At 71.8% G+C, this 22037-nt stretch carries 17 protein-coding genes; 9 read left to right on the top strand and 8 right to left on the bottom strand.

What is annotated here, in order from left to right; translation table 11 throughout:
* Window positions 1–239 precede the first annotated feature (239 nt).
* Genes ACZ5DS_RS29945 through ACZ5DS_RS29935 form a run of 3 tightly spaced genes read right to left on the bottom strand, consistent with a single transcriptional unit; the run spans window position 240 to window position 3372 of the window.
* On the bottom strand, window positions 240–1040 hold the full coding sequence (locus ACZ5DS_RS29945; protein WP_468244630.1) for a sugar phosphate isomerase/epimerase family protein: 801 nt from the start codon (window positions 1038–1040) through the stop codon (window positions 240–242).
* Between the two features lie 32 nt (window positions 1041–1072).
* The gene (locus ACZ5DS_RS29940; RefSeq protein ID WP_468244575.1) at window positions 1073–2224 is read right to left on the bottom strand and encodes a dihydrodipicolinate synthase family protein; all 1152 of its coding nucleotides are present in this window, start codon (window positions 2222–2224) and stop codon (window positions 1073–1075) included.
* Entirely contained in the window at window positions 2221–3372 is a 1152-nt protein-coding gene (locus ACZ5DS_RS29935) for a Gfo/Idh/MocA family protein (protein ID WP_468244573.1), read from the bottom strand. Before ACZ5DS_RS29935 ends, ACZ5DS_RS29940 begins: the two co-directional genes overlap by 4 nt.
* 277 nt (window positions 3373–3649) lie before the next feature.
* On the opposite strand from ACZ5DS_RS29935, the gene ACZ5DS_RS29930 reads away from it, so the two are divergent.
* Window positions 3650–4696: a LacI family DNA-binding transcriptional regulator gene (locus ACZ5DS_RS29930; RefSeq protein WP_468244570.1), complete on the top strand. Its 1047-nt coding sequence runs from the start codon at window positions 3650–3652 to the stop codon at window positions 4694–4696.
* Between the two features lie 170 nt (window positions 4697–4866).
* On the top strand, window positions 4867–5331 hold the full coding sequence (locus ACZ5DS_RS29925) for an ATP-binding protein (RefSeq protein ID WP_468244567.1): 465 nt from the start codon (window positions 4867–4869) through the stop codon (window positions 5329–5331).
* Window positions 5332–5411: 80 nt separating this feature from the next.
* On the opposite strand, the gene ACZ5DS_RS29920 is transcribed toward ACZ5DS_RS29925, so the two are convergent.
* A complete protein-coding gene (locus ACZ5DS_RS29920) occupies window positions 5412–7103 on the bottom strand; it encodes an RNA polymerase sigma factor (protein WP_468244564.1) in 1692 nt (563 codons plus the stop codon).
* Window positions 7104–7441: 338 nt separating this feature from the next.
* On the opposite strand from ACZ5DS_RS29920, the gene ACZ5DS_RS29915 reads away from it, so the two are divergent.
* The 4 genes from ACZ5DS_RS29915 to ACZ5DS_RS29900 all read left to right on the top strand — a co-directional run bounded on the left by ACZ5DS_RS29915 (window position 7442) and on the right by ACZ5DS_RS29900 (window position 10924).
* A complete protein-coding gene (locus tag ACZ5DS_RS29915; RefSeq protein WP_468244562.1) occupies window positions 7442–7687 on the top strand; it encodes a response regulator transcription factor in 246 nt (81 codons plus the stop codon).
* 93 nt (window positions 7688–7780) lie between these two features.
* Window positions 7781–8716, top strand: a complete 936-nt coding sequence (locus ACZ5DS_RS29910) for a bifunctional helix-turn-helix transcriptional regulator/GNAT family N-acetyltransferase (protein ID WP_468244559.1) — start codon at window positions 7781–7783, stop codon at window positions 8714–8716.
* Between the two features lie 17 nt (window positions 8717–8733).
* Window positions 8734–9534, top strand: a complete 801-nt coding sequence (locus ACZ5DS_RS29905) for a sugar phosphate isomerase/epimerase family protein (protein WP_468244557.1) — start codon at window positions 8734–8736, stop codon at window positions 9532–9534.
* A 157-nt stretch (window positions 9535–9691) separates the two neighbouring features.
* Window positions 9692–10924: an MFS transporter gene (locus tag ACZ5DS_RS29900; RefSeq protein WP_468244554.1), complete on the top strand. Its 1233-nt coding sequence runs from the start codon at window positions 9692–9694 to the stop codon at window positions 10922–10924.
* Between the two features lie 47 nt (window positions 10925–10971).
* On the opposite strand, the gene aroA is transcribed toward ACZ5DS_RS29900, so the two are convergent.
* Window positions 10972–12204, bottom strand: coding sequence for a 3-phosphoshikimate 1-carboxyvinyltransferase (aroA, locus tag ACZ5DS_RS29895; protein ID WP_468244552.1), 1233 nt, complete (start codon window positions 12202–12204; stop codon window positions 10972–10974).
* A gap of 346 nt (window positions 12205–12550) precedes the next feature.
* Here aroA and ACZ5DS_RS29890 point away from each other — a divergent pair, with 346 nt between their 5' ends.
* The 3 genes from ACZ5DS_RS29890 (at window position 12551) to ACZ5DS_RS29880 (ending at window position 15761) form a co-directional block, all read left to right on the top strand.
* Complete coding sequence (locus tag ACZ5DS_RS29890; protein WP_468244549.1) at window positions 12551–14392, top strand: glycoside hydrolase family 3 protein; 1842 nt, start codon at window positions 12551–12553, stop codon at window positions 14390–14392.
* 112 nt (window positions 14393–14504) lie between these two features.
* Window positions 14505–15140, top strand: a complete 636-nt coding sequence (locus ACZ5DS_RS29885) for a hypothetical protein (protein ID WP_468244546.1) — start codon at window positions 14505–14507, stop codon at window positions 15138–15140.
* A gap of 138 nt (window positions 15141–15278) precedes the next feature.
* On the top strand, window positions 15279–15761 hold the full coding sequence (locus tag ACZ5DS_RS29880) for a hypothetical protein (RefSeq protein ID WP_468244543.1): 483 nt from the start codon (window positions 15279–15281) through the stop codon (window positions 15759–15761).
* A 460-nt stretch (window positions 15762–16221) separates the two neighbouring features.
* Here the strand turns inward: ACZ5DS_RS29880 and ACZ5DS_RS29875 are convergent, their stop codons facing one another.
* From ACZ5DS_RS29875 to ACZ5DS_RS29865, 3 genes are all read right to left on the bottom strand, one after another.
* Window positions 16222–17649 carry an aminopeptidase gene (locus ACZ5DS_RS29875; protein ID WP_468244540.1) on the bottom strand — a complete coding sequence of 476 codons (1428 nt, stop codon included), beginning with the start codon at window positions 17647–17649 and terminating at the stop codon, window positions 16222–16224.
* Between the two features lie 87 nt (window positions 17650–17736).
* Entirely contained in the window at window positions 17737–18129 is a 393-nt protein-coding gene (locus ACZ5DS_RS29870; RefSeq protein WP_468244537.1) for a hypothetical protein, read from the bottom strand.
* A 112-nt stretch (window positions 18130–18241) separates the two neighbouring features.
* Window positions 18242–21982, bottom strand: a complete 3741-nt coding sequence (locus ACZ5DS_RS29865) for an ABC transporter ATP-binding protein (protein ID WP_468244535.1) — start codon at window positions 21980–21982, stop codon at window positions 18242–18244.
* Between the last annotated feature and the right edge of the window lie 55 nt (window positions 21983–22037).

The raw sequence follows: 22037 nt of genomic DNA, 5'->3' as shown, positions 1-22037 counted from the left end.
ACAGGGCTTCGGATCTCTGACCCCGCGGGCCGACGCCGCGCCGGTGGCGCACAATCCCCACTCCTCGGGGGCGGCTGCCGCCCCCCAGCCCCTACGTGGTCGTGGCGGGGGGCCGCGAAGCGGCCGGTAGCCGCCTTCGCCGTCGGGCACGCGACTGCCGCCCCTGATGAGCCTTCACTGAGTCGAGCCAGTCAAACAAGTCAGCGCAGTCAACTGACCAGGCGCGGCAGGCTCGCTGATCAACCGCCGACGTGCGTCACGAACCGCTCCGCCGTCTCCGCCAGCACCTCCCGCCCGTCCCGTGCCCACAGCCCCTCGTTGAACAGCTCGACCTCGATCGGCCCGGTGTAGCCGGCCGCGTCCACGTACCCCTTCCACTCCCGCATGTCGATCGCGCCGTCCCCGATCTGGCCGCGGCCGGTGAGGACGCCCTCGGGGAGGGGGGTCGTCCAGTCGGCCAGCTGGAAGGTGTGGATGCGGCCCGCCGCGCCCGCGCGGGCGATCTGCGCGGGGGCCTGGTCGTCCCACCAGATGTGGTACGTGTCCACGGTCACGCCCACCTGGTGCGCGGGGAAGCGCTCGGCGAGGTCCAGGGCCTGGGCGAGGGTGGAGACCACGCAGCGGTCGGACGCGTACATCGGGTGCAGGGGCTCGATGGCGAGGCGTACGCCGTGGTCCTCGGCGTACGGGGCGAGTTCCGTCAGCGCGTCCGCGATGCGCTCGCGGGCGCCACGCAGGTCGCGCGAACCTGCGGGCAGGCCGCCCGAGACAAGGACCAGGGTGTCCGTGCCGAGCGTGGCCGCCTCCTCGATCGCCCGGCGGTTGTCGGCCAGCGCCCGCGACCGCTCCTCGGGGTCGATCGCCGTGAGGAAGCCGCCGCGGCACAGGGTCGTCACCGTCAGGCCCGCGTCGCGGACCAGCTTGGCGGTCGCCTCCACGCCGTACGACTGGACCGGCTCGCGCCACAGGCCCACCCCTGGCACACCCAACTGCCCGCAGATGTCGACCAGTTCGGGCAGCGACAGCTGCTTGACCGTCATCTGGTTGATGGAGAAGCGTTCGAGTCCGGTGCTCACTGGTTCACCCCGTACAGCGACAGCAGGTTCTTCATACGCTCCTCGGCCAGTTCCGGGTCCGGGAACAGGCCGAGGCCGTCGGCGAGTTCGTAGGCGCGGGCGAAGTGGGGCAGGGAGCGGGCCGACTGGAGGCCGCCGACCATCGTGAAGTGGGACTGGTGGCCCGCGAGCCAGGCCAGGAAGACCACTCCCGTCTTGTAGAAGCGGGTGGGGGCCTGGAAGAGGTGGCGGGACAGTTCGACCGTCGGGTCCAGCAACCGGCGGAAGCCGTCCCTGTCGTCCGTGTCCAGGACCCGTACCGCCTCGGCCGCCAGCGGGCCCAGCGGGTCGAAGATGCCGAGCAGGGCGTGGCTGAAGCCCTGCTCGTCACCCGCGATCAGCTCGGGGTAGTGGAAGTCGTCGCCCGTGTAGCAGCGCACGCCCCGCGGCAACCTCCGCCTCAGATCGATCTCGCGCCGGGCGTCCAGGAGGGAGACCTTGATGCCGTCGACCTTGTCGGGGTGGGCGGCGACGACCTCCACAAACGCATCGGTCGCCGCGTCCAGGCCAACCGAGCCCCAGTAGCCCTCCAGCGCCGGGTCGAACATCGGGCCCAGCCAGTGCAGGATCACCGGCTCGGCGGCCTGGCGGAGGAGATGGCCGTAGATCTCAAGGTAGTCCTCGGGGCCCGAGGCCGCGGCGGCCAGCGCCCGGGAGGCCATGAGGATCGCCTGCGCGCCGGACTCCTCGACGACCGCGAGCTGCTCCTCGTAGGCCGCGCGGATCTGGGCCAGGGTGCCGCCCGTGATCTGATCGGTGCCGACACCACAGGCGATCCGGCCACCCACGCTGTGAGCCTCCGCCGCCGACCGGCGGATCAGCTCGGCCGCGCCCGCCCAGTCCAGGCCCATCCCGCGCTGGGCGGTGTCCATCGCCTCGGCGACGCCGAGCCCGTGGGACCACAGGTGGCGGCGGAAGGCGAGGGTGGCGTCCCAGTCGACGGCGGCGGGGGAATCGGGGGTCGTGTCCGCGAAGGGGTCGGCGACGACGTGGGCCGCCGAGAAGACCGTACGGGAGGTGAAGGGGGTTCCGGGGGTGACGGCCAGGGGCTCGGGGCGGGGCTCGTACACCCTCAACCCGCCCGCAGGATCGGGGAGTCGGATGGTCATAGCGCGATCTTCGGTACGTCGATGCGGCGGCCCTCGGACGAGGACTTCAGGCCCAGCTCGGCGAGTTGCACGCCGCGGGCGCCGGCCAGCAGGTCCCAGTGGTACGGCGCGTCGGCGTAGACGTGCTTCAGGAACAGCTCCCACTGGGCCTTGAAGCCGTTGTCGAACTCGGCGTTGTCCGGAACCTCCTGCCACTGGTCGCGGAAGACCTCGGCGGCGGGGATGTCCGGGTTCCAGACCGGCATGGGGGTCGCGGACCGGTGCTGCGCCCGGCACTTCCTGAGCCCCGCGACGGCCGATCCCTCCGTGCCGTCGACCTGGAACTCGACCAGTTCGTCGCGGTTGACCCGGACCGCCCAGGAGGAGTTGATCTGGGCGATCGCGCCGCCCTCGAGCTCGAAGATGCCGTAGGCGGCGTCGTCCGCCGTCGCGTCGTAGGGCTTGCCGTGCTCGTCCCAGCGCTGCGGGATGTGGGTGGTGGCCAGGGCCTGGACGGAGGTGACCCGGCCGAACAGCTCGTGGAGCACGTACTCCCAGTGCGGGAACATGTCGACGACGATGCCGCCGCCGTCCTCGGTGCGGTAGTTCCAGGAGGGGCGCTGGGCGGGCTGCCAGTCGCCCTCGAAGACCCAGTAGCCGAACTCGCCCCGGACGGACAGGATCCGGCCGAAGAAGCCCCCGTCGATCAGCCGCTTCAGCTTGCGGAGGCCGGGGAGGAAGATCTTGTCCTGGACGACGCCGTGCCTGATGCCCTTCGCGTGGGCCAGCCGGGCGAGTTCGAGGGCGCCGTCGAGGCCGGTGGCGGTGGGCTTCTCGGTGTAGATGTGCTTGCCGGCCGTGATCGCCTTCTTGATCGACTCCTCGCGGGCCGAGGTGACCTGGGAGTCGAAGTAGAGGTCGACGGTCGGGTCGGCGAGGACGGCGTCCACGTCCGTCGCCCAGTGCTCCAGGCCGTGCCGCTCGGCGATTGCCTTCAGTGCGTGCTCGCGGCGGCCGAGCAGGATCGGCTCGGGCCACAGCACGGTGCCGTCGCCGAGGTCGAGGCCGCCCTGTTCGCGCAGGGCGAGGATCGACCGGACGAGGTGCTGGCGGTAGCCCATGCGCCCGGTCACGCCGTTCATGGCGATACGCGCCGTCTTGCGTGTCACGTCAGTCCCCTTCGTGGGCGTCGTGCGCCCCGTTCGGCATCAGCGGCGCCGGCGTCGACCGCCGGCACAGCAAGCGCTTTCTGTGTGCAGAAGCTAGCCTCTGCCACAGGTCCGTACAAGACCGTGTCCCCTTCGAGTTGTTCGAGGGGGCGAACAAACGGGGTGGTTGGCCTTAAGGTCTGCACGACACCGGGCGGAACCGTGGCCGGGCCCGGCCTGTCTACGAGGACGTACGAGCACCAATGCGCGACCCGATGCGCGACCGGAGGACGACGAGATGACGGTGACCCTGGCGGACGTGGCGGCCCGCGCACAGGTCTCCCCCGCGACGGTGTCGCGCGTGCTGAACGGCAACTACCCGGTGGCCGCCTCCACGCGCGAGCGGGTGCTGCGGGCGGTGGACGAGCTGGACTACGTCCTCAACGGCCCGGCCAGCGCGCTCGCCGCGGCCACCTCCGACCTCGTCGGCATCCTCGTCAACGACATCGCCGACCCCTTCTTCGGGATCATGGCGAGCGCGATCCAGGGCGAGATCGGGGGGCCGGGCGGCCGGGCGGGCGGCGAGCGCCTGGCGGTGGTCTGCAACACGGGCGGCTCGCCGGAGCGCGAGCTGACGTACCTCACCCTGCTCCAGCGGCAGCGGGCGGCGGCCGTGGTGCTGACCGGCGGAGCCGTGGAGGACGCGCCGCACGCGGCGGCGGTCGCGGCGAAGCTGCGGAAGCTGGCGGACGCCGGGACCCGGGTGGTGCTGTGCGGGCGGCCGCCGGCGCCGGACACCGAGGCCATAGCACTGACCTTCGACAACCGCGGCGGCGCCCGCGCACTGACCGACCACCTCATCGGCCTCGGCCACCGCCGCCTCGGCTACATCGCGGGCCCCGAGGAGCGCACGACCACCCGGCACCGCCTGGAGGGCCACCGCGCCGCGCTCCGGGCGGCGGGCATCGAGGAGGACCCGGGCTGGACGGTGCACGGCCGCTACGACCGCCGGTCCGGCTACGAGGCCACGCTGGAGCTCATGCGCCGGGACCCGTCCCTGACGGCGATCGTGGCGGCGAACGACTCCGTCGCGCTGGGTGCGTGTGCCGCGCTGCGGGAGTCGGGGCTGCGGATTCCCGAGGACGTCTCGGTGGCGGGCTTCGACGACCTGCCGTTCAGCATCGATGCGGTGCCTTCTCTTACGACGGTTCGGTTGCCGTTGTCGGAGGCGGGGGCCCGGGCGGGGCGTATAGCGATGGGGCGGGAGGAACCGCCGCCCGGGGGGATCGCCTCGGTGCGGGGGGAGTTGATGGTGCGGGGGTCTTCGGGCGTGCCGCGGGGGTAAGGGCGGAAACCTGGCTCCGCCGGCCCGCTGGAGAGTCCTGGGCGCAAAAAAATCTTGAAAAGCCGTTTCAAAAGGTGTTGGCCCTGGTTCGGGCCGCGGCTCTCACAGGTGCAAGACACCGGAAGGGGTCTCCCCCCACCGGTCAGGACTCCTTGTGAAGGATCGCCGCCATGCTCCTCTCCGGCCACCCCGACCACATGCGCAACACTCCCGCAACGGCAGCTCACGTCCTGGTCGATGCCCAGCAGGCCCGGCTGACCCTGCCCTCGGAGGAGGCATCGGTCCCCGCCTCCCGACACTTCGTGGAAGATCTCCTCAGCCGCTGGGGAGTCGGCGAGGACGAACGCGACTCCGCCGCCCTCGTCGTCGACGAGCTGGCCTCCAACGCCGTCCAGCACGGACACGCCCTGATGACCCTGCTCCTCGTCCTCGACGCAGGCGAGCTGCTCATCACCCTCACGGACTCGGGCGCGGTCGTCCGGCACGAGCACGGTCACGCGAACCTCGCCCCCGACGAGCACGGCCGCGGCACGGGGATCGTCGAATTCCTGGCGCTGTGGACCGATGTCCACGACACCGACGAGGGCCGCGAGGTCCGCGTGGGCATGCGCGTCACGGTCGACACACCGAGCTGAGCACTGCGGCCCCGTCCCGGGGCCGTCGGCCTCGCTGGTGGAAAGCCCATCGACGGCCCGTTTCAGCGGCTCGTCGCTGATCACGACACTGAGCAGTTTTGCTCGATCGGATCGCACGGAGGCGCCGGGGGCGGCGACGCCGGATCACTCACGTCCGGGGGTGGCGAATCGACCGGGGGCTCCGGCGACGGCTCGGCGGGCGGGGGCGGCTCGGCGGGCGGGGGCGGCTCGGCGGGCGGGGGCGGCTCGGCGGGCGGGGGCGGCTCGGAGGGCGGCGCCGGCTCCTCGGACGGCACCGGCTCCTCGGTCGGGACCGGCTCCTTCGACGGCACCGGCTTCTTCGACGGCACCGGCTCCTTCGATGGGACCGGTTTGTCCGACGGGACGGGCTGCTGCGACGGCTCCTCCGAGTGGACCGGCTTGTCCGACGGCTCCTCCGACGGCACCGGCTCCTCCGACGGCACCGGCTCCTCCGACGGCACCGGCTCCTCCGACGGGACGGGCTTGTCCGACGGCCCCACCTGCTGCGACGGCACCGGCCCCTCCGACGGCTTGTCCGACGGCCCCACCCGCTGCAACAGCCCCGACCCCTCCGAAGGCTTGTCCGACGGCTTGTCCGACGGCTTGTCCGACGAGGAGTGGTGCAGGCGCCGTTCCGGCTCGTCCGACGGCACCTTGTCGCCCGGCCCGTAGGTCTCACCCGGGGCCAGTGTTCTGCCGTTGACGATGTCGCCCTGCTTCAGCATCACACCCGGGGGTACGGCTCTCCCCGGCTCGATGCGCGTGACCTGCGGGCCGGGTCGGTGCTCCTGCGCCCCTGGCCCCTGGCTCGTCCACAGAAAGGGGCCCGCGACCAGGATTCCCGCGCCGGTGATACCGGCCGCGGCCATTTTGGCCGGCGTGGGAGACAAATGGCGGACCCATCGGTGGCGGGGGACGCTGAAGCCGTTCTGGTCGAAGCGCGGCGCACGCTGGGTCACCTCGTGCCGGTAACCCGCGTGCTCCGGACGGATGGCCAGCCCGATCACCCGGTCGCGGAACGAGGACAAGAGCACGGGGACGGGCAGCAGGCCCAGCAGCGAGGCGGCGCTGACGTCGCGGTGCTTGCGCTCGGCGCAGACCTCGCATTCGCCGATGTGCCGGTTGATGCGCTTGCGCATCAGGACGGTCATCGTGCCGTCCCACGCCTCCAGCATCCGGGCCAGCTCCGCGCAGTCGCGCCGCCCGTTGCGGGCCACGATCACCGCGGCCAGGGCGCCCTCCAGCTGCTGGCGTGCACGGGACAGCAACGCATGCGTGTGGTTGAGCGACAGACCCAGCGCGGCGGCCAGCTCCGCGCCCTCCAGGTCCTGGCGCATGGCGAGCTCCAGCACCTCGCGGTCGCGAGTGTTCAGCCCTTCGAACGCCTCCTTCACCAGGTGCCGCAGCTCCTCGGTACGCAGGTCGGCATCGAGATCGAGGGTCTCGTCACACACCTCGCCGACCTCCTCCATCGCGGTGGTACGGCGTTGACCGCGCAGCTGATGGAGGCATTCGTTACGGGCTATGGCATACAGCCAAGGACGCAGCCGCTCCGGGTTCCGGAGCTGGCCGATCCGCTCGTTCGCGAGGATGAACGTGTCCTGCAGGGCGTCGGCCGCCGCGTCGGGATTGTGCAGCACCGAGCAGCAGTAGCAGTACAGGCGATGCGCGTAGGTGTCGTACGCCGCTGCAAGCCCCTGGGGATCGGACGCCCGCATGGCAGCAACCGTCCCTCGGTCGTTCACGCCCATGACCATGGACTCCCTCGCAGAGTTCCGTACATCCACGAGCGTCGGGACGTGACGGGCAGCGGCGGGTCCGCTGCTCTCCCAGGGGATACGCCGTCGCAACGACCGGCCAAGCCACGAAAGGACGTGTCTTGACCGGGACGGACAGCCGGTGTACGGCGTGTCCGCATCGGGCGCGACCCCGGTTCGGTCGGGCCCGCCTCCCTCCCTCCCTGCCTGCCTGCCGGCCTGCCTGCCTGCCGACAAAAAACGCCCGCAGAAAAGTGTTGGTGGCAAGGCATCCCGTGACTCCTGCACACGAGCGCGGACACCAGGTCCCGCCCCGCCAGGAAGAACGGCCCATGCACGACACACACACCACCGCAACGCAGCCGCCGCACCCGCCGCACCCCGCACTGTCAGGGCGCGAGCAGCAGGTCCTCCGGCACATCGCCCACGGTCACACCTACGCCGCGACCGCCCGCCGCATCGGCATCTCCGTACACACCGTCGACGGCTACCTCCGCCGCATCCGGGCAAAGACCGGCATCCGCACCCAGGCGGAGCTGATCCGGCTGGCACTGCTGTCCGAGCTCGCGCCCCGCTGACCGGCAACCACATGTCCCCTGGCTCACCGGAGAATCCGGGCCTTACTCTGGGAGTTGCGTATCTCTGACTGAGTCAAGTATCCGGGGGCGATCATGACCGTCCAGGACGTCCGTGCCTTCAACCGCTTCTACACCGGGCTCATCGGCGCCCTCGACTACGGCCGCCACCTGTACGCGCCGTACACCCTCACCGAGTCCCGCGTCCTGTACGAACTCGCGCACGCCCGCCGGCTGGACGCGGCCGACCTGCGCACCGGGCTCGCGCTGGACGCCGGCTATCTGAGCCGCATCCTGAACAGGTTCGAGGAGGCGGGGCTGATCGAGCGCGGGCCGTCCGAGGCGGATCCGCGCCGCAGGAGCGTGACGCTCACCGCGCGCGGGCGGGAGGCCGCCGAGCTGCTGGACGAGCGGGCGCGGGAGACGGTCGGGGCACTGCTGGACACCGTGGCGCCCGAGGAGCGGCCCCGGCTGGCGGAGGCGATGCGGACCATCCGGGACATCCTCGGGGACCGGGAGCGGCAGACGGCCGCCGGGGAGGTCGTCCTGCGCGAGCCCCGGCCCGGTGACCTCGGCTGGATCGTGCAGCGCAACGCCGCCCTGTACGCGGCCGAGTACGGCTGGAACGCCGACTACGAGGGGCTGGTGGCCCGGATCGTCGCCGACTTCGCGGAGGACCACGATCCGCATCTGGAGCGGGTGTGGATCGCGGAGTCGGCCGGTCGGCCGGTGGGGTGCGTGATGTGCGTGCGGGACGACGTTCCGGCCACGGCGCGGCTGCGGCTGCTCCTGGTGGAGCCCGACGCGCGCGGGCACGGCGTCGGCGACCGGCTGGTGCGGGCGGTGATCGACTTCGCGCGCGGGGTCGGCTACCGCGATCTGGTGCTGTGGACCAACGACGTGCTCAGCAGCGCCCGCCGCCTCTACCGGCGGCACGGCTTCGTGCTCGTCGCCGAGAGGCCGCACCGCTCCTTCGGCCGGGACCTGGTGGGCCAGGACTGGCGGTTGGATCTGCACGGACAGGGCGCGTGACGAGTAGGGTCCGGGCCATGAAGCTGGCGTTCTCCACTCTCGGTGTCCCCGGCCTGCCCGTCCCTGAGGTCCTCGCGCTCGCGACCGCGCACGGCTACCACGGCGTCGAACTGCGCGCCCATCCGGAGGAACCGGTGCACCCGGGCCTCACCCCCGCCGAACGGGCCGAGACGGCCGCGCTGTTCAAGGCGGCCGGGGTCGAGGTGCTGGGCCTGGCCGGATACGCGCGCGTCGCCGCACCCGGCGACGACTCCGCCGTCCTCGACGAGATCCGTCGGCTCCTCCAGCTGGCCCACGACCTCGGCGCACCGTTCGTCCGGGTCTTCCCCGGCGGCGACCCGGACCGGCCCCGCGAGGAGTCCGACGCCATCGCCGCCCGGCGCCTGGGCGCCGCCGCCGAGGACGCCTCCGCGCTCGGGGTCCGGATCCTGCTGGAGACCCATGACTCGCACCGCACCGGTGCCGATCTGATCCGCGTCCTCGGCCCGGTCGGCCATCGGCAGGTGGGCGCGCTGTGGGACGTGATGCACACCTGGCTGGGCGGCGAGCAGCCCTCGGACAGCTACGCGTCCCTCGCCCCGCACCTCGGCTACGTCCAGGTCAAGGACATCGCCTCGGCCGACGACACCACCCCGCTCCCGCTCGGCGCCGGCATCCTCCCGCTCACCGAGTGCGTGGACGTCCTCTCCCGGCACGGCTGGGACGGCTGGCTGTGCTGGGAGTACGAGAAGCGGTGGTACGAGTCGGCAGCCCCGCTCCCGGATCTGCTGGGCGCGGGCCGCGACCACCTCGTACGGCTGCTGGGCGAGGCGGCCTGACAGCGGGTCAGCGGGTGGTGTAGCCGCCGCTGAGGAACAGAGCCCGGCCGTTGATCGACCAAGGTAATTCGGTGGCCGGGCCGACGGCGCGCCATTAACCTCCCCGGGTGATTCCGCAGCCCGCGCCCTGCGCCCTCCGCCGTCCCCACCCGCTCTCATGAGCCTCGCCCGCTCGCTCATCGACGTACGGCCGCTGCGCACCTCGCCGGTCTTCCGACGGCTGCTGATCGGGCGGACCGTGTCCCTGCTCGGCGGGTTCATGACCATGGTGACGGTCATGTACCAGGTGTGGGACATGACCCGCAGCACGGGGTGGACCGGCGCGGTCGGGCTGGCGCAGGCGCTGCCGCTGGTGGCGTTCGGGCTGTTCGCGGGCGCCCGGGTGGACCGGGCGGACCGGCGCCGGATCTACCTGACGGCGACCGTGGGCCAGGCCGTCTGCTCGCTGCTGCTGGCCGTGCAGGGCTTCATCGGGCACGTCCCGGTGGCGGGCGTTCTCGCGCTGGTCGCCGTGCAGTCGGTGTTCGGCGCGCTCGGCGCTCCGGCGGCCGGGGTGTTCGTCCCGCGGCTGCTGCCCAAGAACCAGGTGGCCGCCGGTCTCGCCCTGAACCAGGTCACCGGCCAGTCGATGATGCTCCTCGGCCCCGCTCTGGCCGGTGTGCTGCTGGGCTGGCTGGGCATCGGCGCCTGCTACCTGCTGGACGCCCTCAGCTTCGGTGTCGCCTTCTACGGCGCCTTCGGGCTGCCCACGCTGCCGCCGCAGGGCGAGCCGTCGCGGGCGGGTGTGCACGGGGTGCTCGACGGGCTGCGGTTCCTGGCCGGGCACCGGGTGGTGCGGGGCGCCCTGGTCACCGATCTCGCCGCCACCGTGCTGTCGTTCCCGGTGAGCCTGTTCCCGCAGGTCAACGCGGAGCGGTTCGGCAACGACCCGCGCACCCTCGGCCTGTTCCTGTCGGCCCTGGCGGTGGGCGGCGTCGCGGCGACGGCCCTGTCCGGCTCGCTGACCGGACTCGGCCGGCCGGGCACGGTGATGCTGTGCACCTCCGCCTCCTGGGGCGCCGCCCTGGTCTTCTTCGGCCTGTCGACCAACCCCTGGATCGGCCTCGCCCTGCTCGCGGTCGCGGGCGCGGCGGACGCCACCTCGGTCGTCTCCCGCTCCACCATCGTGCAGACCCGGACACCGGACGCGCTGCTCGGCCGGGTCACGGCGGCCGAGGCGATCGTCGGCCAGGCCGGCCCCAACCTCGGCAACGTACGCGGCGGCCTGCTCGCCGGCTGGACCTCCGGCGCGACCGCCCTGGTCGCCGGCGGCCTGATGTGCGTCCTGGCGGTGGCGGCGGTCGCGGCGACGACACCCGAACTGCGGGACAGAGCCACGGGCGGGACGTAAGCAGTACAGAGCCGGAGCAACCGAAGCCATGCCGGCAGGCGGAGAGGTCAGACGGTCTCCAGCGCCGCGAACGCCTCGTGGAACCCCGGGAACGTCTTCCGTACGCAGCCGGGATCGTCGTACGACAGCCCGGGGGTGCGCAGCCCGGTCACCGCGAAGGACATGACGATGCGGTGGTCGCCGTAGGACTTGATCCCGACGTCCGGCAGGGGTGTGCCGGGCCGGACCTCGATCCAGTCGGGGCCGGTCGCCACCTCCACGCCGAGCCGGCGGAGGTTCTCCGCGCAGGCCTCCAGGCGGTCGCACTCCTTCACCCGGGTGTTGGCGACGTCCTCGATGCGGACCGGGCCGGAGGCGAACGGCGCGATCGCGGCGAGCGTCGGCATGGTGTCGGAGATGTCCCGCATGTTCACGGTCAGCCCGCGCAGAACTCCCGTGCCGCGTACGGTCGTCCGGTTCGTGGTCACCTCCACCTCGGCGCCCATCCGACGCAGCACCTCGACGAACCGCAGGTCGCCCTGGAGCGCCCCGGACCCCAGGCCCGGCACGGTCACCTCACGGCCCGGGGTGACGGCGGCCGCGGCGAAGAAGTAGCTCGCGGTCGAGGCGTCCGGCTCGATCGCGTAGGTGGTGGCCCGGTACCCGCCCGCCGGGACCTCGAACACCTCGCCGTCCCGGACCACCTCGACGCCGAACGCCCGCATCATCGCCAGCGTGATCTCCACGTACGGCGTCGAGACCAGGTCGGTCACCCGGATCCGCAGGCCCGTGCGGGTCAGCGGGCCCAGCAGGAGCAGCGCGGTCAGGTACTGCGAGGACTGGCCCGCGTCCAGCACGACCTCGCCGCCCTCGACCCCGGCCGCCCGGACGGTCAGCGGGTGGTGGCCCTCGGCCTCCTCGTGCCGCAGGTCGACGCCGAGGTCGCGCAGCGCCCGGGTGAGCGGGCCGAGGGGGCGCCGGCGCATCTGCGGGGAGGCGTCGAAGCGGTAGGTGCCGTGGCCCGCGGCCGCCAGGGTGGGCAGGAAGCGGGCGGTGGTGGCGCCGTCGCGGCAGTACACGTCGGCCTCGGCGAGCGCCGGGCCCTGCGGGCGGCCGTCCACCTGCCAGGCGTCCGGGGTGCGGCCCACCCGGTAGCCGAGCCGGAGCAGGCCCTCGGCGAAGCCCTCGGTGTCGTCCGAAACCAGGGGCCGTAGGAGGGTGCTGACGCCGTCGGCGGCGGCCGCGAGGAAGAGCGCGCGGGCGGTGAGGGACTTGGAACCGGGGATGTCGACTGCGGGCATGTCGGCCATGATGGCCGGTCGGCCGGACACCCGGGCGGCATGTCCAGGGGCTGGACCTGCGGCTCACTCCTTCGGGAACCCGGCGGCGCCCCCGCCCGTCCAACGCTCAGGCTGCCGGACGCCTCCGTGGTGCGGTGTCGGCCCTCGCCGCAGGCCGCGAACGCCGACGCACCCTCTCCGCCGCACCACGCCCGACAGCCCACCGCCATCGGCGCGCCCCCCTCCTTTGCGCCGATGGCGGCCTCATCCTGGCTTACTGTGCAGTCCCTTGACGGAAAGAAACTTCCCGGATATTGGTGACTTCTCGGAAGTTTCCTTCAGCGGTTCTCCTCTGGAAGGAGCGCACGTGCACGACAGCACGGGAAGCACGGGAAGCACGGGAAACACCGCACGGCCGTCCAGACGGGCCGTCCTCGCCGCGACCGCGGGTCTCACCGCCGCGCTGACCGCACCGGCCGGCGCCGCCCACGCCGCCGCCCCGAACGACCGTGCACTCCGGTCGCTCATCTCGCGCATGACCCTCGAGGACAAGGTCGGCCAGCTCTTCGTGATGCGGGTCTACGGCCACTCCGCCACCGCCCCCGACCAGGCCGACATCGACGCCAACCTCAAGGAGATCGGGGTCCGCACGGCCGCCGAGCTGATCGGGAAGTACCGGGTCGGCGGCATCATCTACTTCACCTGGGCCCACAACACCCGCGATCCCCACCAGATCGCCGAGCTGTCCGACGGCATCCAGCAGGCCTCCCTGGAACAGCCCCGCGGCCTGCCGGTGCTCATCGCCACCGACCAGGAGCACGGCATCGTGTGCAGGGTGGGCAAGCCGGCCACGCTGTTCCCGGGTGCGATGGCGATCGGGGCGGGGCGTTCCCGGTCCGACGCCCGCACCCTCGGCCGGATCTCCGGCGCCGAGCTGCGCGCGATGGGCATCAACCAGGACTACTCCCCCGACGCCGACGTGAACGTCAACCCGGCCAACCCGGTCATCGGCGTACGGTCCTTCGGGGCCGACCCGGAGGCGGTGGCGGCCCTGGTGGCGGCCGAGGTGTCGGGCTATCAGGCCTCCCGGGTCGCGGCGACCGCCAAGCACTTCCCGGGGCACGGCGACACCGCCGTCGACAGCCACACCGGCTTCCCGGTCATCACGCACAGCCGGGAGCTGTGGGAGGAGCTGGACGCGGTGCCCTTCCGGGCCGCGATCGACGCGGGCATCGACTCGATCATGACCGCCCACATCCAGTTCCCGGCCCTCGACGACTCCGGCGACCCGGCCACCCTCTCCCACCCGATCCTCACCGGCATCCTGCGCGGCGAACTCGGCTACGACGGGGTCGTGGTCACCGACTCCCTCGGCATGCAGGGTGTGCGCACCAAGTACGGCGACGACCGGGTACCGGTGCTGGCCCTGAAGGCCGGCGTCGACCAGCTGCTCAACCCGCCGTCGATCGCCGTGGCGTGGAACGCGGTCCTGGAAGCCGTGCGCGACGGCGAGCTGACCGAGGACCGCCTGGACGAATCGATCCTGCGGATCCTGCGGCTGAAGGCCCGGCTCGGACTCTTCGACCGGGCCCACGTCACTCCGTCCGACGTCGAGCGCACGGTGGGCACCAAGTCCCACCTGGCCACCGCCGACCGGATCGCCGAGCGCACCACCACCCTGCTGGTCAACGAGGACGGCCTCCTCCCGCTCGACCGTCGCACCCAGCCGAGGATCCTGGTCGTGGGCGCCGACCCGGCCTCCCCGTCCGGCACCACCGGACCGCCCACCGGGGTCCTGGCCGCCGCCCTCACCGAACTGGGCTTCACCGCCACCGCCCTGTCCACCGGGACCGCACCCTCCGCGGCGGTCATCGACAACGCGGTGACGGCGGCCCGGCGCGCGGACGCGGTGGTCGTCGGGACGTACAACCTGACGGCGGGCAGCGCCCAGCGGACCCTGGTCGAGCGGCTGCTCGCCACCGGCAGGCCGGTGGTGGCCGTCGCCCTCCGCAACCCCTACGACGTGGCGCAGCTCCCCTCGGTGAAGGCCTGCCTGGCGGCCTACTCCTGGACCGACGTCGAACTGCGTGCCGCCGCGCGGGTGATCGCCGGCCGGGTGAACCCGCGCGGCCGGCTCCCGGTGCCGGTGCAACGGGCGGACGATCCGGCGCAGGTGCTGTATCCCCTCGGTCACGGGCTGACGTACTAGACGTACGTCACACTCCGGGCGCAACACACCCAAAGGGCGGAAACCCGCCGACATGTCTGGCGTGGCCCCCTCGCCGGGAGCCACGCTGGACGGGGGTGTCTGGGGGAGTGGGATGCGCGGGAAAGGTGCCGTGGGGGAGCCGTACCGGCTGCTGCCGACTGCCCTCGCCCTGACCGCCCTGGCCGCCCTGCTCACCGGCTGCCGGGGCCCGGCGGACGCCCCGGTGGGCGACGCCCGGCCCGCCTCCGCCCACCCCTCCGGCTACGGCGCCCAGTTCCTCGCGGTCGGCGAGTGCAGCTCCTTCGGCACCGTCAGCTTCACCGAGGTGCCCTGCGCGAGCGAGCGGGCCGCCGCCCGGGTCACCGCACGCTACGACGGCACGGCCACCGACGGCCCACTGTGCCCGCCGGCCACCGACTTCGTCCTGCACATCAGCGCACAGCGGCCGGAGGGCGACGAGGACGGCGACGGCGCGATCCCCCAGGGCTACGCCTGCATGCGCAACCTGGAGCCCCCGCACCCCGGCGACCCGGGCGCCGGAGGCGGCCCGCGCACCGTCCCCGGCGACTGCGTGTACGACTCGGGCGACGGCCAGGTACGCGAGACGGCGTGCGACGGCAGCGGACGCCACAAACCCCGGTACAAGATCACGAAGGCGGTCGGCAGCCGGGACGCCTGCCCCGCGTCGACGGTCCTCTACGTCCAGTTGGGCGGACGGAATCCGGTGGGCTGCGCCCGTCGGGCGTGATTCCTCTCTCCCATGCCGGCAGCTACCAAGATCGCATTCTTGCGTCAAGTCACGAATTTCGGTGACGTGACGCTGGGGCCTCCCCGGCATTCACTCAAAAGACAAGAACCGCAGATTTCTCCGAGAGGATGAAAATTCATGAATGCATGGCAAAGGGGACTCGCGGCCATAGCCGCCTCGACGACCCTCTCCGTAGGAAGCCTACTGGGGGCGACAAGCGCCCTCGCGGCACATGCGCCACAACACGCGCCGGCCCTACACAAGGGGTCGATACATGAGGAAGGGCCGGACCCGTCGAACAAGAACAAGAAGAAGAAGCCCAAGGAAAAAAACGACGACACCATCTGCCTGCCGGCGACCGCATGTTACGACGGAAAGAACGGGAATCAATGCGATCAGATCCTGCTGTGCGGTGACGGCACATGGGAGCCGGACCCTAACGCTAAAGGGGGAAAGGGCCCCAAGATGCACATTCCCGATGCCGGCGATGAATCCGATGAAAGATTCGGCTCCGGGGACATCCGCATACCCGACCGGAACAGCGGCCCGTCCGCATCCGATGCACAGCTCGACCAGAGCGACGCCCTGTCCGTACCTGATCTTCAGATCGCCCCAGGGTGACGGCCTGCCGGCAAAGGAGAATCCCCATGACTCACACCATTCGGACGCGGCAGCTTGTCATGCTTGCCGCCTCGGCCGCCCTGGCCGCGGGAGGCGCGCTGCTGCCCACCAGCGCACTCGCCGCCACGGCGACGCCGCACACCGGCACCACGGCTACCGCACCTCACGGCAGTCACGGCGACCACGGCAAGGGCGACCGGGGCCGGGGGCATTCCAGGCCTGGACCTCGCCCTCACATTCCTGACCCCGTTCCCTGTGACCCCGGCCCCTGTTTCCCCGATCCCAAGCCCGAGCCCCACCCCGGAGGCGGGACCGGGCCGGAGTGCCAGTGCATAGGGATCCTGCCGGACCTCGATGGCTGAGGCTGAGAGGCCATCGGCTTGTCGCTCAACGGTGTGCAGTGCCCCGCGAAGGCGGGCTCGGTCAGGCCGGGCCCGCCTTCGCAACTGTCGAGGCGGCACTACGGCCGTAGCGCCGGCTCCCGCTCCACGTCCCGCACATCCAGCTTCGCGTCATAGCGAGCCAGCGGCTTCGCCGCGGACGGGTTCTTCTGGACCGCGGACGACGCGACCCCGGCCCACTCCAGAATCCGCGCCGTAGCCAGTGCCTTCTCCTTGGCCGCCAGGCCTGCCACGTTCGCACCGTGGTTCAACCCGGGGGCGGTGAAGACGTACGCGTCACGGGCCCCCGCGCCGAGGCGGAAGCGTTCCGAGCCCCAGGGGTCGTTCTGGCCGTAGACGAACAGCATGTGCTGCGCGTGGTGCCGGACCCACGTGTCCACGTCCCGCATCGCGGACGGCTGGAAGCGCATCGGGATGGAGCGGGGGACGAAGTTGCGCGGCGGCTGGTAGCCGTACCGGATCAGGCCCTTCTCGATGGACGGGAAGTGGATCGTCGGAGCGCCCAGCTGGGTGCCCGCCTGGTAGTAGTACGGCGTGTACTGGGCCAGGCCCTGGTCCGTGTAGGCCGTGAAGCCCGAGATCGTGTCGACCGAGTTCCAGATCGCCTCGTCGGAAGCAGCCGCCGCGTCCGCCGGGACGGAGTCGCAGTCCTTCAGCAGGCTGTACTGCCAGAAGCCCCAGACGTAGTCGAGCACGACCGCCTCGTAGGCCTTGTCCAGGCCGCCGATGGTGGTGAAGGTGTAGTTGTTGTCGGCGGCGTACTGCGCGTACTTCTTCTCCAGCGGCTCGCGGCGGACCAGTGCCTCCCGCTGGACGGCGTTCAGCCGGTCCCGGCACTCCTTGGTGCCTACGGTGGTGAAGAAGCGGTCGTAGGCCGAGTCCTCGTTGTTCACCACGTCGTTGGGGGCCACGTAGGCCACCACGCCGTCCATGTCGTGGCGGTAGAAGCGCTCGTAGTAGGTGGCGGTCATGCCGCCCTTGGAGCCGCCGGTGGCCAGCCAGTTGGCGGAGTAGACCGGCTTCAGGGCCTCGTAGACGCGGTGCTGGTCGCTCGCCGCCTGCCAGATGTCCAGCTTGGACCAGTCGGCCGGGTCGGGGCGGGAGGGGGTGAAGAAGCGGTACTCCAGGGAGACCTGGTTGCCGTCCACGATCTGGGTGGGCTCGCGGCGGGAGGGGTTGGTGGAGACGTTGTAGCCGCTGGTGTAGAAGACCGTGGGGCGCGAAACGTCCTTGTGCAGCACGGTGATGCGCTGCTGGAAGGTGCCCCGGTCCGGGTGGCGGTGGTCGATCGGCTGGGTGTAGTTCAGGACGAAGTAGCGGTAGCCGGGGTACGGCTTCTCCTGGATCAGGCTCATGCCCGGTATGGACAGCAGCTGGTCCTTGATGTCGGTGGGCTCGGACTGGGCGGCGGTGGCCGCTCCCGCCGCTGTGCTCAGCGTGCCTATGAAGACCGTGAGCGCCAGCAGCCATCTGAGCGCCTTGCGCATGCGCACTCTCCCCTGTGAGACAGATGTGCGCCGGAAGCTATCGGAGCAACTCCTGTCACACCAGGGGGGATTGGCTGAATGTCGCGATCAGCACAGGATCCAGCCGGAAGTGACCGCGTCCCAGCCCACCGAACCGCGCACCCACACGCAGCGCCGGCCGGCGTGCACGGTCACCGGACCCGCCTGGTACCTGTACCTGCCCTTGTCCACGACCGGCCGGTTGCCGCGGGCCTGCACACTGACCGACATCACGCGCTCGCCGCCCGGATGCCTGGGGACGGTGACGGCGCAGACGTAGCCGTTGCGCTTGTAGACGTGAAGGATGCCGGTGCTGAAGGGGAGGGTCCGCACCTCGCGCCCGGCACAGGAGCGGTCCACCGCGGCCTGGGCGGTGCCGGGTACCGCGAGAGCGAGCCCGAGCGACCCGGCCAGCACAGCCGCGCCGAGCGCCACGCGCCGGCGTATCGCACCTCTGTCCACTGTCGTCCTCCCCGCACCGCCGCCACACCTCGCCGATGACCGTACTGATGTACGGACGCACGAGATGTGTCGGATGGTTGCACGACCGTCACCAGGAAGTGCCAACCGCCCCTCAACGCGACACGCCCACCGGCTCCTCCGGTTCGGACTGGCCCACGAAGGTGCGCCACAGCTCGGCGTAGCGGCCGCCGCGGGCCAGGAGTTCCGTGTGGGTGCCGTCCTCCGCCACCCGGCCGTGGTCCATGACCACCACCCGGTCCGCGCGGGCGGCCGTGGTCAGCCGGTGGGCGACCACCAGTGTCGTACGACGGCCCGCAAGACGGTCGGTGGCCTGGTTGACCTGGGCCTCCGTGGCCAGGTCCAGGGCGGCCGTGGCCTCGTCGAGGAGGAGGACGTCGGGGTCGACCAGTTCGGCGCGGGCGAGTGCGATCAGCTGGCGCTGGCCGGCCGAGAGGTTGCGGCCGCGCTCGGCGACCTCGTGGAGGTAGCCGCCGTCGAGCGTGGCGATCATCTCGTGCGCGCCGACCGCCCGGGCCGCCGCCTCCACTTCGGCGTCGGTGGCGTCGGGGCGGCCGTAGGCGATGGCGTCGCGGATGGTGCCCGCGAAGAGGTACGCCTCCTGCGGGACGACGCCGAGGCGGTGGCGGTACGAGGTCAGCTCCAGGGTGCGCAGGTCCGTGCCGTCGGCCGTGACCCGGCCGGAGGTGGGGTCGTAGAACCGGGCCACCAGCTTGACGAGGGTCGACTTGCCGGCGCCCGTCTCGCCGACGAAGGCCACCGTCTGCCCGGCGGGAATGGTCAGGTCGATGCCGGTCAGCGCCTCTTCGGCCGCGTCGGCGGCGCCGTACGCGAAGTGCACGTCCTCGAAGGCGATGTCGCCGCGCAGGGAGAGGACGTCGAGGGGCTCGTCGGCGGACTTCGTGGAGGTCGGCTCGCGCAGCAGCTCCTGGATGCGGCCCAGCGAGACCGTGGCCTGCTGGTAGCCGTCGAAGACCTGGGAGAGCTGCTGGACCGGGGCGAAGAACAGGTCGATGTAGAGGAGGTACGCCACCAGCGCACCCGTGGTCAGCGTGGCCGCCTCCACCCGGCCGGCGCCCGCGATGAGGACGGAGGCGGCCGCGACCGAGGACAGCAGCTGGACGAAGGGGAAGTAGACGGATATCAGCCACTGGCCGCGGATACGGGCCTTGCGGTAGCTGTCGCTGCGCTCGGCGAACCGCCGCCCGCCGTCCCGCTCGCGGCGGAACGCCTGCACGATCCTGAGCCCGGACACCGACTCCTGGAGATCGGCGTTCACCGACGACACCCGCTCCCGGGCGAGTTCGTACGCCCGCACGCTCGCCCGGCGGAAGAAGAAGGTGGCCACGATCAGCGGGGGCAGGGTGGCGAACACGACGAGGGCGAGCTGGATGTCGATCACCAGCAGGACGGCCATGATGCCGAAGAAGGTGACGACCGAGACGAACGCCGTGACCAGGCCGGTCTGCAGGAAGGTGGACAGGGCGTCGACGTCCGTGGTCATCCGCGTCATGATCCGGCCGGTCAGCTCGCGCTCGTAGTAGTCGAGGCCGAGGCGCTGGAGCTGGGCGAAGATCTTCAGGCGCAGGGAGTACAGCACGCGCTCGCCGGTACGGCCGGTCATCCGGGTCTCGCCGATCTGCGCCGCCCACTGCACGAGCACGGTGAGCAGGCCCAGCAGCGAGGCCGCCCACACCGCGCCGAGGGCCGTCTTCGTGACGCCCTGGTCGATGCCGTGCCGGATCAGCACCGGCAGCAGCAGACCCGCGCCCGCGTCCACGGCGACCAGCAGCAGGCTCACCAGCAGGGGCAGACCGAAGCCGCGGAGCAGGCGGCGCAGGCCGTACGAGTCCTCGGGGCGTACCGCGCGGGCCTCGTCGATGTCGGGGGTGTCGGTGGCCGGGGGCAGCGCCTCGACCAGGGAGAGGAGTTCGGGGGTGGCCGGAGTGCCGGACAGCGCCAGATCCTTGGGCTCGCGGTCGCCGGTCCACAGCCGCGGGGTGACCCCGCGCTCGGCGTCGAACTCGGCGTCCAGCTCCTCGCGGACGGAAGTGTCCTCCTGCGGCTCGGCCGGGCGCTCGTGGCCCGGGGAGACCCCGCCCAGCTCGTCCGGGTCGGTCAGCAGACGGCGGTAGAGGGCGGAGCGTTCCTGGAGCTCCTCGTGCGTGCCGAGGTCGGCGAGCCGGCCGCCGTCCAGGACGGCGATGCGGTCGGCGAGGTTGAGAGTGGAGCGGCGGTGGGCGATCAGGAGGGTCGTGCGGCCCTTCATGACGTGCTTGAGCGCCTCGTGGATCTCGTGCTCCACGCGGGCGTCCACGGCCGAGGTCGCGTCGTCCAGGACCAGCAGGCGCGGGTCGGTGAGCAGGGCACGGGCGAGCGCGACGCGCTGGCGCTGGCCGCCGGAGAGGGTCAGGCCGTGCTCGCCGACCTTGGTGTCGTAGCCCTGGGGCAGCTCGGCGATGAAACGATCCGCCTGGGCGGCGCGGGCGGCGGCCTCGATCTCCTCGTGGGTGGCGTCCGGGCGGCCGTAGGCGATGTTGTTGCGGACGGTGTCGGAGAAGAGGAACGAATCTTCGGGCACCAGTCCGATCGCGGCCCTGAGCGAGTCCAGGGTCAGCTCGCGCACGTCGTGGCCGCCGATCAGGACGGCGCCGCGGGTGACGTCGTAGAAGCGCGGGAGGAGAAGGGACAGGGTGGACTTTCCGGAGCCGGAGGAGCCGACGACGGCCAGGGTCTCCCCCGGCCGGATCTCGAAGCTGAGCCCGTCCAGGACGGGGCCGGTTGTGCCGGGGGAGCGGTCGTAGCCGAAGGACACGTCGTCGAACTCGACGGTCGCGGGCGCGTCGGCGGGCAGGGTCTTGGTGCCGTCCTTCATCGTCGGCTCGGTGTCGATCAGCTCCAGGACGCGCTCGGTGCCGGCCCGGGCCTGCTGGCCGACGGTGAGGACCACGGCGAGCATCCGGACCGGGCCGACCAGCTGGGCGAGATAGGTGGAGAAGGCGACGAAGGTGCCGAGCGTGATGTGCCCGCGCACGGCCAGCCAGCCGCCCAGCGCCAGCATGGCGACCTGGCCGAGGGCGGGGACGGCCTGGAGGGCGGGGGTGAACCTGCTGTTCAGTCGTATGGTGCGCAGTCGCCCCGCGAAGAGCCTGCGGCCGACCTCCCTGAGCTTCCCGGTCTCCTGCTCCTCCTGCCCGAACCCCTTCACCACGCGCACGCCGCTCACCGCGCCGTCGACCACACCGGCCACGGCGGCGGCCTGGGCCTGCGCGTACCAGGTCGCGGGGTGCAGCTTGCTGCGGCTGCGCTTGGCGATGTAGGAGAGCGCGGGCGCCACGGCCAGGGCGACCAGGGTCAGCGGCAGCGACAGCCACGCCATGATCACCAGGGAGATCAGGAAGAGCAGGACGTTCCCGATGGTCATCGGGAGCATGAAGAGCAGGCCCTGGATCAGCTGGAGGTCGCTGGTGGCCCGGCCGACCACCTGCCCCGTGGACAGCTCGTCCTGGCGGCGGCCGTCGAGGCGGGTGATCGTGTCGTACATCTCGGTCCGCAGGTCGTGCTGGACGTCGAGGGCGAGACGGCCGCCGTAGTAGCGGCGGATGTAGGTGAGTGCGTAGACCAGGAGCGCGGCGGCTATCAGGGCGCCGGCCCAGGGGGCCATGGAGCGGGTGCGGGCGCCGATCACGTCGTCGATGATCACCTTGGTGATCAGCGGGACCACGGCCATGACGGCCATGCCGGCCAGGGAGGAGCCGAGGGCCAGGACGACGTCCTTCGGATACCGCCAGGCATAGCCCGCCAGCCGTCGTGCCCATCCCCGTTGCGCTGCCACGCCGGTGCCTTCCGTCAGTCAGACCTGCTCTACCGGAAGACACCAACGCCGACAG

The sequence above is a fragment of the Streptomyces sp. NPDC031100 genome (genome assembly GCF_055570785.1).
This window is presented reverse-complemented; position numbering and strand designations above follow the sequence as displayed.

Coding starts and splice junctions, on each gene's coding strand:
- aroA (WP_468244552.1), bottom strand. CDS start 12,204: ATGCCCGCAGTCGACATCCCCGGTTCCAAGTCCCTCACCGCCCGCGCG.
- ACZ5DS_RS29920 (WP_468244564.1), bottom strand. CDS start 7,103: ATGGGCGTGAACGACCGAGGGACGGTTGCTGCCATGCGGGCGTCCGAT.
- ACZ5DS_RS29940 (WP_468244575.1), bottom strand. CDS start 2,224: ATGACCATCCGACTCCCCGATCCTGCGGGCGGGTTGAGGGTGTACGAG.
- ACZ5DS_RS29905 (WP_468244557.1), top strand. CDS start 8,734: ATGAAGCTGGCGTTCTCCACTCTCGGTGTCCCCGGCCTGCCCGTCCCT.
- ACZ5DS_RS29930 (WP_468244570.1), top strand. CDS start 3,650: ATGACGGTGACCCTGGCGGACGTGGCGGCCCGCGCACAGGTCTCCCCC.
- ACZ5DS_RS29875 (WP_468244540.1), bottom strand. CDS start 17,649: ATGCGCAAGGCGCTCAGATGGCTGCTGGCGCTCACGGTCTTCATAGGC.
- ACZ5DS_RS29885 (WP_468244546.1), top strand. CDS start 14,505: ATGCGCGGGAAAGGTGCCGTGGGGGAGCCGTACCGGCTGCTGCCGACT.
- ACZ5DS_RS29910 (WP_468244559.1), top strand. CDS start 7,781: ATGACCGTCCAGGACGTCCGTGCCTTCAACCGCTTCTACACCGGGCTC.
- ACZ5DS_RS29945 (WP_468244630.1), bottom strand. CDS start 1,040: ATGACGGTCAAGCAGCTGTCGCTGCCCGAACTGGTCGACATCTGCGGG.
- ACZ5DS_RS29925 (WP_468244567.1), top strand. CDS start 4,867: ATGCTCCTCTCCGGCCACCCCGACCACATGCGCAACACTCCCGCAACG.
- ACZ5DS_RS29900 (WP_468244554.1), top strand. CDS start 9,692: ATGAGCCTCGCCCGCTCGCTCATCGACGTACGGCCGCTGCGCACCTCG.
- ACZ5DS_RS29915 (WP_468244562.1), top strand. CDS start 7,442: ATGCACGACACACACACCACCGCAACGCAGCCGCCGCACCCGCCGCAC.
- ACZ5DS_RS29880 (WP_468244543.1), top strand. CDS start 15,279: ATGAATGCATGGCAAAGGGGACTCGCGGCCATAGCCGCCTCGACGACC.